The 9801-nt window shown below is 63.2% G+C and carries 8 protein-coding genes and 1 pseudogene; 6 read left to right on the top strand and 3 right to left on the bottom strand.

Annotation, left to right across the window (positions count from 1 at the left end):
- Positions 1-6 precede the first annotated feature (6 nt).
- Positions 7-1392 (bottom strand): D-serine ammonia-lyase, encoded by a 1386-nt coding sequence (gene dsdA / locus AC27IO_RS07775; protein WP_498738275.1) that lies wholly within the window; start codon positions 1390-1392, stop codon positions 7-9.
- 129 nt (positions 1393-1521) lie between these two features.
- Between dsdA and AC27IO_RS07780 the strand changes: the two genes are divergently transcribed.
- Positions 1522-2472 (top strand): LysR substrate-binding domain-containing protein, encoded by a 951-nt coding sequence (locus AC27IO_RS07780; RefSeq protein WP_317352917.1) that lies wholly within the window; start codon positions 1522-1524, stop codon positions 2470-2472.
- 213 nt (positions 2473-2685) lie between these two features.
- On the opposite strand, the gene AC27IO_RS07785 is transcribed toward AC27IO_RS07780, so the two are convergent.
- Positions 2686-3588 carry a LysR family transcriptional regulator gene (locus AC27IO_RS07785; protein ID WP_284429807.1) on the bottom strand — a complete coding sequence of 301 codons (903 nt, stop codon included), beginning with the start codon at positions 3586-3588 and terminating at the stop codon, positions 2686-2688.
- An 84-nt stretch (positions 3589-3672) separates the two neighbouring features.
- Between AC27IO_RS07785 and AC27IO_RS07790 the strand changes: the two genes are divergently transcribed.
- From AC27IO_RS07790 to AC27IO_RS07810, 5 genes and pseudogenes are all read left to right on the top strand, one after another.
- Positions 3673-4890, top strand: a complete 1218-nt coding sequence (locus AC27IO_RS07790; protein WP_498738267.1) for an alpha-hydroxy acid oxidase — start codon at positions 3673-3675, stop codon at positions 4888-4890.
- Positions 4887-5564 (top strand): RraA family protein, encoded by a 678-nt coding sequence (locus AC27IO_RS07795; RefSeq protein ID WP_317352923.1) that lies wholly within the window; start codon positions 4887-4889, stop codon positions 5562-5564. Before AC27IO_RS07790 ends, AC27IO_RS07795 begins: the two co-directional genes overlap by 4 nt.
- A complete protein-coding gene (locus AC27IO_RS07800) occupies positions 5561-6592 on the top strand; it encodes a hydroxyacid dehydrogenase (protein WP_498738269.1) in 1032 nt (343 codons plus the stop codon). Before AC27IO_RS07795 ends, AC27IO_RS07800 begins: the two co-directional genes overlap by 4 nt.
- Positions 6593-6633: 41 nt before the next feature.
- Positions 6634-7616, top strand: a pseudogene (locus AC27IO_RS07805) (Bug family tripartite tricarboxylate transporter substrate binding protein).
- 122 nt (positions 7617-7738) lie between these two features.
- Positions 7739-8719 (top strand): Bug family tripartite tricarboxylate transporter substrate binding protein, encoded by a 981-nt coding sequence (locus AC27IO_RS07810; protein WP_498738271.1) that lies wholly within the window; start codon positions 7739-7741, stop codon positions 8717-8719.
- A 198-nt stretch (positions 8720-8917) separates the two neighbouring features.
- Here AC27IO_RS07810 and AC27IO_RS07815 read toward each other — a convergent pair whose 3' ends face one another.
- Positions 8918-9751 (bottom strand): tripartite tricarboxylate transporter substrate-binding protein, encoded by an 834-nt coding sequence (locus AC27IO_RS07815; RefSeq protein WP_498738273.1) that lies wholly within the window; start codon positions 9749-9751, stop codon positions 8918-8920.
- Positions 9752-9801: the final 50 nt, after the last annotated feature.

The raw sequence follows: 9801 nt of genomic DNA on the forward strand, positions 1-9801 counted from the left end.
GCTGCGTCAGTCACGCGCGGCAAGCAAATCCCGCCCGCGCTTCACAAAGCCCTGATACTGCGCATCAGGCACCAAGAGCCCGCCAGTGGTCCACACGAGGTGGGTGGCCTGGGGCAGCACTTCGCCCACGCCGGTGCTGCGAAGCCAAGCCTGACCCGCGTCGGTGCCGGTCAGCATGCCGGGGCCGCTGAAGCCTGCCGCGGCCGAGGGCTCGATGCGCTCGCCCAGCGCATCCAGCACCTGCACCAAATGGGCGAACAAGGTGTCGTCCGCCACCGTGAATCCCCCGGACAGCAGCGGCGCCATCAATTCGGCCGCCAGCAACGAAGCGCGCGGCACGGCCAGCCCATCGGCCTCCGTCTGGTTGGTCAGGCCCCAGTCATATACCGAAGGGTGCGCTGAACCGCTTGCCAAGCCGGCTTGCCCACCCAGCATCTGCACCAGGAAACATGGCGACTGAACCGGCTCCGCGAAGAAGCAATGCACATGGGGTCCCAGCAACTGCCGCAGGCCAAAGGTGATGCCCGCAGGTGCTCCGCCCACCCCGCAAGGCAGGTAAACGATGAGGGGGTGACCGGCATCCACCACGATGCCCTGCTCTGCCAGCTGCTTTTGCAGATGCAAGGCCGCGGTGCTGTACCCCAGCAACAGCGAGAACGACTGCTCGTCGTCCACGAAGTGGCACGTGGGATCGGCTCCGGCCTGGGAGCGACCGGCGGCCACTGCGCGCTCATAGTCGCCCGCATGCTCCACCACCAGCACGCCACGCTGGCGCAGACGCTCCTTTTTCCACTCCTTGGCATCGGCCGACATGTGTACCGTCGCCTTGAATCCCAGGGCCGAGGCCACCACGCCGATGCTCAGCCCCAGATTGCCGGTAGACCCCACTGCCACTTGGTAGCGTCCCAGCACTTCGCGTGCCGCAGTGCCGGCCAGCGCAAGGTAGGCATGTTCGTCACCGCTCTGCGACACCAACCCATGCTTCAGCGCCAGCTGTTCGGCGAACTCCAGCACCTCATGCATCCCGCCACGCGCCTTGATGGAGCCCGCCACTGGCAGGCGGTGATCGGCCTTGATGAACAGGTTGCCCTGCCCTGGCTGCAGGCCGAGCACAGGCTTCAACGCGGCAGCTGGCAGCAGGGGCGACTCCACGACGCCCTTCGCGTCTGCCAATTCCGTAAACACCTGTGCCAGCAATGCCTCGAAACGTTTCAGGCGAGCGGCAGCGGCTTTCGTATCATCCAGACTAATGCTGCGCCCCAGTGCCTCCAACGTGGCCGGCGGATGTTCCAGGCGTTCAGGATTGGTCCACAGGCACGGTTGGGCCTGCCGGAGGCGGATTGCCAAGGCGTCAACTCCAGCCTGCGGGGAACGGTTGATTGGATAGGACATATCGGGTTCAGGCAGCAATGGGACACGGTTTTCGGGCCGATTTCCAAAGGGGGCCCCCTGTAACGCATTCTTCGCCCGTCACCCTGTTGCCACAACGCATTTATAGTGGCGAACGCATTAGCCAAAGTAATGGACATCCACCTCTCCGCCTCCTTGCTCGCCTGGCTGCGCTGTTTTGATGCAGCCGCCCGCCACGGCAGCTTCACCAAGGCCGCTGCCGAACTTTGCATCACCCAAGGCGCCGTCAGCCAGCAGGTCAAGCACCTCGAAGACTGGCTGCACCGTCCGCTGTTCCTTCGCACACCGCGCGCGCTGGTGCCCACGCCCGAGGGCCAGTGGCTGGCTGTGGTGCTGCGCGAGAGCTTCACCGCGATCGAAAACACACTGGCGCAGATGCGCCGGCCGCAGGAGGCCGCTACTGCCACCCTCAGTTGCTCACCGTCGTTCGCCATGAGCTGGCTCACGCCCCGGCTGGGCGAATTTTTCCGCCAGTACCCGAGCATGGGCCTGCGGGTGTTTGGCGAGTTCCACAGGCTGGACCGCACCCGCATGGTGCGGGACGGTATCGAGGCCGCAGTGCGTTTCGATTTGGGTGGCTACCGTGATCTCAACGCAACGGTGTTTCTCGATGAGTGGCTCCTGCCCGTGGCGAGCCCCGATTTTTTGGCGCGGCATCCACCCATCACATCACCCCAGGACCTGCACCGCGACTGGCTGTTGCACGACGGCAGCGCATGGGACGGCGCCGATACGTACGAGGAATGGCAACACTGGTTTACCCAAATGGGCGCCGCGCCACCACTGTGGGCGGGGGGCCAGCAATTCAATCTGTCTCAATTGGCCCAGGGCGCCGCACTGGCCGGCCAGGGCATTGCCATGGGCCGCGCCGCACTGGTATTGCAGGACGTCAAGGCAGGGCGTTTGGTGCCGGTTCTTCAGCGCAGCGTACTGTCGCGCGCGTCTTACTCGTTTGTGACCACCGCGCATCCCAGCCCGGCCATGGAGCAGGTCCGGGAGTGGTTGGTAGAAGAGGGACGGGGATTTTGTGAGGAGCGGCGACAGGCGCTGCCGGCGCCGTGAAAAAGCCCTTCACAGCTCCCGCACTTGCAGCGAAAGGTGTTCCGGCACACATCGTGCCGACGAAAACGCAATCCTCCGAACCAGCATCACTGACCGTTTCGTGTGATATTGCTGCGATTGGAATCTGGCATCGAAGTGTCGACGAGCACTGTTCGGAGTCAGAAGCGCGTTGCGCCTGCGTATCCGAGATCACGATGGATCACTCTGTACTTTTCAGCACAAGCAGCGGGGAGCGGAAAAGTCGATGACGCTTTTGATGATTTTTCGCATTTCCGTGATGAGCGGCCTCACATCGTCGCGCCGCCACTGCACGGTATAGGTCAGGGGTGCCAACGCATTGCCTGCAGACAGAATCCTCAGCATCCCGCGAGCTTGCAGCGCTTCGGCCCACCCGTGGGGCATGTACGTGAAGCCCAGGCCTTCGGCCACCATTCCCACCACCGCACCCCAACTGTTGCAGCTGAGCCGCCGCTCGACGCTCATCGATTGACCGCTCAGCCATTCATCCAGGATGCGGGTAGCACCTGAGCCCTCAGGCAGGGCAATCAGCATCTGCTCGCGTACCAGGCGCTGCGGCAAGTCAGTACCGGCTTTCACGAGAAATGCCTCGCTTGCAGCCCAGACGAATCGCACCTGCGCTACGCGTTCGAAAGCCAAGGTACTGCGCGATGAGGGGCCTGCGATCACCACGCAGTCGAGTTCGCCATCCACGATGCGCTGCTCCAGCACTTGGCCAATGTCGGTATGCGGCTCCAACTGCAGCGCAGGATGCAGTTCGGCCACCTTCTGCACCAGCTTCGGCAGCCAGGTCAGTCCACTCAGTTCGCCAAAGCCAATCCGGCAACGCCCTTGCAAACCAGTACTTTGACCGATCGCCTGTTGCAACTGGGCCGCGTCATGCAGCAACGCACGAACACGCGGCAACAGCAGTTCGCCATGAGGCGTCAACTCGGCTGACCGCCCGCTCCGGTCGAACAGCAGGGTCCCCAGCGAAACCTCCAATTCAGCAATGCGCTTGGACAGGGAAGAAATGGACAGGTGCACCCGTTCAGCCGCGACCGTGAAATTGAGACAAGTGGCGGCCCAGTAGAAGGCCTCGAGTTGCTTGAGGGTCATGAATTTAGTTTACTAAAAGCGAAATAATAAGTTCTAATTTTTTCTCTTTTCTTTCAATATCAACCGGCGCACCATGGTTGCGCCATGCCTTCTTCTCCCCTACTCATCCCCAAAGCCTGCCGACAGGTGCTGTCCCTGGACGACTTCGAGAAGTTGGCCCGCCGCCACCTGCCTCGGCCCATCTTTGCCTACATCAGCGGCGCCGTAGAGGACAACCAGTCGCTGGCGGAGAACCGCCGGGCCTTCAATGATTTGGCCTTCCGCCCGCGCATGCTGGTCGGCGTCGCGCAACGCGACCTCGGATTCGAACTCTTCGGCCGCCGCTACGCCACTCCGGTGGGACTCGCGCCCATGGGTATTTCCGCGCTCTCGGCCTACCGTGGCGATGTCGTGCTGGCCCAGGCAGCACAGCAAGCCAATGTGCCGGCCATCATGAGCGGCTCTTCGTTGATTCGGCTCGAAGAGGTGATGGCGATCGCTCCGCAAACCTGGTTCCAGGCCTACCTTCCGGGCGAGCTTGCGCAGATCGATGGCCTGCTCGATCGCGTGCAAGGCGCAGGCGTACAGACCCTGGTGGTCACTGTGGACACACCCGTCGCAGCGAACCGGGAAAACAATGTGCGTGCAGGCTTTTCAACGCCGCTCAAGCCCAGCCTTTCGCTGGCTTGGCAAGGCCTGAGCCATCCGCGCTGGTTGCTGGGTACGTTTCTGAAGACGCTGCTGCTGCATGGCATGCCCCACTTCGAGAACAACTACGCCACGCGCGGCGCGCCCATCCTTTCCTCCAATGTGCTGCGCGATTTCTCAGACCGCGCCCACTTGGCTTGGCCCCATCTGGCAGCCATACGCAAGCGCTGGCCGAATCAACTCGTGGTCAAGGGCATCCTGACGCCGGAGGACGCTGTGCATGCACGCGACCATGGCGTCGACGGGATCATCGTCTCCAACCACGGAGGGCGTCAGCTGGACGGTGCGGTGGCACCGCTGCGCGTGTTGCCCGCCATCGCACGCGCCGTTCCCGAAATGCCGGTGATGCTCGACAGCGGCGTTCGCCGCGGTACCGACGCCGTCAAAGCGTTGGCCCTCGGGGCGCGCTGCGTATTCGTGGGCCGGCCCTTCAACTATGCCGCCTCGGTCGCTGGACAAGGCGGCGTGGCCCATGCCATCTCCCTGATGCACGAAGAAATTTCTCGGGATATGGCCATGCTGGGACTCACGCGCATTGCCGACATCACATCCCGCTGCATCCGTCCAGTTGCCAGTCCCATCGACTATTTCCCCATCACTTCGAACCAACCATGAGCAAAATCCAGGGTTTCCACATTCATGCGCGCCCCTCGACCGTCGTGAGTGACGCACTCTTGGCGCGGTACCGGGGCTTTCAAGTCGCCAACATCAGCGACGCTATGAGCCGCACCACCGGAACTTCGTCGCTGAAACCGTTCCACAGACGCGATGGTGGACTCGCAGGCCGTGCGCTGACGGTGCGCACCAGGCCTGGTGACAACCTCATGGTGCACCACGCCATCGACACCTGCGCACCGGGTGACGTCATCGTGGTGGATGCCGGCGGAGTGGGTCCGAACGCCATCATTGGCGAAATCATGCTCGCGCTGCTGATCGCGCGCGGCGCGGCAGGCATCGTCATCGACGGGCTGATTCGTGACAGCGACGCCATCGGTCAGCATAGTCTGGCGGTGTATGCACGCGGCGTTGCACACCGTGGCCCATACAAGGATGGCCCAGGCGAGTTGCATGTGCCAGTCACCATTGACGGGATGGTGGTGCATCCCGGGGACATTGTGGTTGGCGATGGCGATGGCCTGCTGGCGGTGCCGCCCGAAGAGGCCGAAGACATTGCGGCACGTGTCGAAGCCATTGAACGCATCGAAGCCGATGCGCTGCAGGCCATCGCTGAAGGCCGCGCCGACCGGAGCTGGGTTGAACGCACGCTGCGCGAGAAGGGCGTTCTGTGAGCCAGGTCGTTCGCTTCGACTATTGGCTGGACCCGGCCTTCAATCGCATCATCTCCGCAGCCCCTGGCGTGACATTGCAGACCTGCGCACGGGAAGGCGCTGACCGTGCAGCATGGGAGGCGCTGGCCCAAGCGCAAGTGCTGCAGATCACCGCGGCCAAGGATGAGTTGCCGCGACGCTGGTTCGTCAGCGCTGAGTTGCTGGCACGCTGCCCCAAGCTGCTGGCGGTTTCGTCGAGTGGTTCAGGTTGCGACACCATCGACATCGAAGCGTGTACGCGCGCTGGCGTGGTGGTCATGAACCAGGCCGGCGGCAACGCCGATTCAGTCGCCGAATTGGCACTCGGCCTGATGCTGGCGGTGCTGCGCCGCATTCCGGAATCGGATGCGTTGCTGCGCTCGAACCAACGCAGCTTCAGTCGCGAAGACTTGATGGGCCACGAACTGCGCGGACGCACACTGGGCATTGTGGGTGTCGGCGAAACCGGCCGGCGCACCGCAGCACTGGGTCGGGCCTTCGGCATGCAAGTGCTGGGCGTTGATCCCGCACTGGACGACGCCGAGATGAGTGCACGAGGTGCGCAATCCGTGTCACTGGATGAATTGCTGCGTCGTTCCGACATTGTCTCGCTGCACTGCCCGCGCAATGCCAGCACCCTCGGGCTGATGAACGCAGCCGCATTCGCAGCGATGAAGCCAGGCAGCATCTTCGTCAGCACCGCACGCGGCGGCATTCACGATGAGAACGCCCTGCATGCCGCAATCGCCAGCGGCCATCTCAAGGGTGCAGGTCTCGATGTGTGGGACCAGGAGCCTCCACCCGCCAACCATGCCCTGTTGCGCCTCCCGAATGTCGTGGCAACGTTCCACACAGCTGGTGTCACACATGAAGCCCGGCGCAACAACGCCACGCTGGCCGCCATACAGATCTTGCAGTTGCTCTCGGATGGCGAGCGACCTGAGCGCCTGGTCAACCCTGACGTCTGGCCACAGGCCAGGGAGCGTATTGCCGCCGCGCTCGGCCACTGATTTCCATAAGCCTGAAACGGGCAAACATCACGGAGACAAGCATGAACAAACAATGGACCCGTCGCACGCTGTGCGCCGGACTGCTCGCTACTGCATTTGCGCTTCCCTCAGCAGCGCAGCCCGCCGCGCCGTACCCTTCTAAACCCATCGAGCTGATTGTGGCCTACGGTCCTGGTGGAGGTACCGACCTTGTCGCCCGGTTGCTGGCACGGCACCTGGAAAAGCAACTCGAAGGCAGTGTCGTGGTACTCAACCGTCCTGGCGCGGGAGGCGGCATCGGCTTTGGCGAGCTGGCACGCGCGAAGCCTGATGGCTACACCATCGGCTTTATCAACACACCCAACGTGTTGACCATTCCGATTGAGCGCAAGAGCAGCTTCCACTGGAGCCAGTACGACCTGCTTGGCAACCTCGTGGACGACCCGGGCGGCTTCGCGATACACAACACAAACAGCATCACCTCGCTGGCGGGCCTGGCGCCTATTCCAAGGCGAACCCTGGCGCTGTGACTGTTGGCACGACAGGCACCGGATCGGATGACCACCTGGCGATGCTGCTGTTCGAACGCGCTACGGGAACCAAGCTCATGCACGTGCCTTACAAAGGCGCTGGCGAGGTGCGTGCCGCGGCCACGGGCCAGCAGATTGTGATTGGCGCCATCAACATCGGAGAGGTGCTGGCATATCAGAAGGGGGGCACCCCGATCCGACTGCTGGGTCAAATGTCAGCTGAGCGCTCATCCCTGGCGCCACAGGTGCCGACCTTCAAAGAGCAAGGGATTGCCATTGAGTTGGCCTCGCTGCGTGGCCTGGCGGCTCCCAAGGGCTTACCGGAGGCGATCCGCAAGAAACTGGTTGATGCGATTGCCACCATCGCCGCGGACCCTGCGTTCAAGCAGCAGGCCGAAGCCATGTACGCACCTTTGCGATACCTGGGGCCAGCGGCTTATGCGGCCGAACTCGAAGCCACGGAAGCCAACTTTCGCAAACTCTGGGCAGAAATGCCCTGGCAAGACAAACCGTGAAGCGTGGAGTCCGCTTGTCCGCCGAGGCAAACTCGCCACCCCCATTTCCCGGAACACCCTTGAAGGACTCACCACTCAATGGGTTCGCTGCAGGCCTGCAAGCTCCTCGATGAAAGCACACCATGACCACACTGACTCGCCGTCGCTTCTCCGCACTCGCATTGGCGGTTGCGCTGCTACCTCACATCCACGCCATGGCCCAGGGCGCTCTATCGGCCGGCCCCATCACCATGATCGTGGGCTGGCCTGCCGGAGGCCCCTCCGACAACGTGGCACGGCTCACGGCCGTACGCATGTCCGAGGCATTGGGCCAATCCATCGTCATCGACAACAAGGGGGGCGCTGGGGGCAACATCGGCAGCGATGCGGCTGCACGCGCGAAACCGGATGGCAGCACCATCATGCTGGCGACGGTGGCATCGCACGGTCTGAATTCTGCGCTGTACCCGAAACTCAACCATGACCCCATAAAAGACTTCGCACCCATCGGCATGATTACGACATCTCCGAGCGTGCTGCTGGTACCGACCGATTCGCCGTTTCTCTCGGTTGCGGACTTGCTCAAGGCCGCTCAAGCCCGACCAGGCCAGCTCAATTACGGATCAGGCGGCGTCGGCTCCAGTCAGCATCTGGCTGGCGCCAACTTCAAGAAGATCACTGGCGCCGACGTGACCCACATCCCTTACAAGGGAACGGCCCCGGCGATGACCGACCTGATGGCTGGCCGCGTGGATTTCGTTCTGACGACGGGCGCAATGTCCTTCATCCGCTCGGGCAAGCTGCGCCCGCTCGCGGTGGCCGCTCGACAGCGCCTGCCAGCGCTACCCGACGTACCGACTTTCGAGGAAGCCGGGGTGAAGGGGTTCCATACCGACTCCTGGTACGGACTGGTCGCGCCGGCAGGCACGCCGCGTGCAGCGTTGGACAAGCTCAATGCTGCGCTCGCTACCGCCCTGCGCAATCCCGAGGTGCAAAAGCAGTTCCTGGACCAGGGTTCGCTGCCCGTCAAGCCGATGGGCGTCGATGAATTCTGGAGCTTCGTGCAGCAGCAGATGCCATTGGCTGCCGAGCAGGTGCGGATGTCCGGTGCGAAAGCCGAGTAACTGATAACAAGGACCGCAAGGACCGCCTTCACTCTCGTACTTTGGAGCCCATGCGTTTGCTGGAGCAGATCACTCGTCAGATGCCCACCCGGTCATGGCGCAGATCCAGTGGCTGATCACGGAGTGCGAAGTTTCATGAAGAGCGGCGGCAGGTGCTGCCTGCGCCGACGGGGTGGAAGCCCCGCCCTCGCCCCCGCGTCAATCCAGCGTGACCCGCGCCTCCTGAATCACTTTGGCCCATTTGACCGTTTCCGACGCGATGAAGGCATCGCATTCCTGAGGGGTGGAGCCTTCAGCGAACGTCCCCATGGTCTGCTCCAGCCGCTGCGTCACTTCGGGGCTGCGGACGATGCGCGCCACTTCGTCGGACATGCGCTGCACGATTTCGCGGGGCACGCCGGAAGGCGCGAGCATCGCGGCCCAGGTACTGCCCACCAGGCCAGGGTAGCCCTGCTCGGCAAAGGTCGGGACATCGGGCAAGGCAGGAAGGCGCTTTTCGCTGGCCACCCCGATGAGGCGGATCTTTCCGGCCTTGGCTGGCTGGATCAGGTTGGGCGGTGGATCCAGGAACAGCGGTACCTGCCCACCCATGAGGTCTGCCAGCGCAGGTGAAGCACCTTTGTACGGGATGTGCACCATCTCGGTCTTGGTGATCAGGCGCATCAGCTCGGAGGTGAGGTGGGCGGCAGATCCGTTGCCAGACGACGCGAAGCTCAGCTTGCCTGGATTGGAACGCGCATAGGCCACCAGTTCGGCCGTCGTCTTGAAGGGCGCATTCATCGCTACGGCGGCCACCAGGGGCGACACCCCCATCAGCGACACGCCCACCAAATCCTTCTTGGGGTCGTACGGCAGCTTGGGATACAGCGTGGTGTTGGCGGCATAGGCGGCGATGAACACGCCCGAAGGTGTAGCCGTCCGGACGCGGCCTTGGTCCATCGGCGTTCCACGCCGATGATGCTGTTGGCGCCCGGCTTGTTGTCCACCGATCACCGGCTGGCCCAAGCGCTGTTGCAAGCCCACCTGCAGCAAGCGCGCCATCTGGTCGGTGAAACCGCCCGCAGTGTAAGGAACCACATCCG

The organism is Acidovorax sp. KNOB132 (assembly GCF_057541515.1).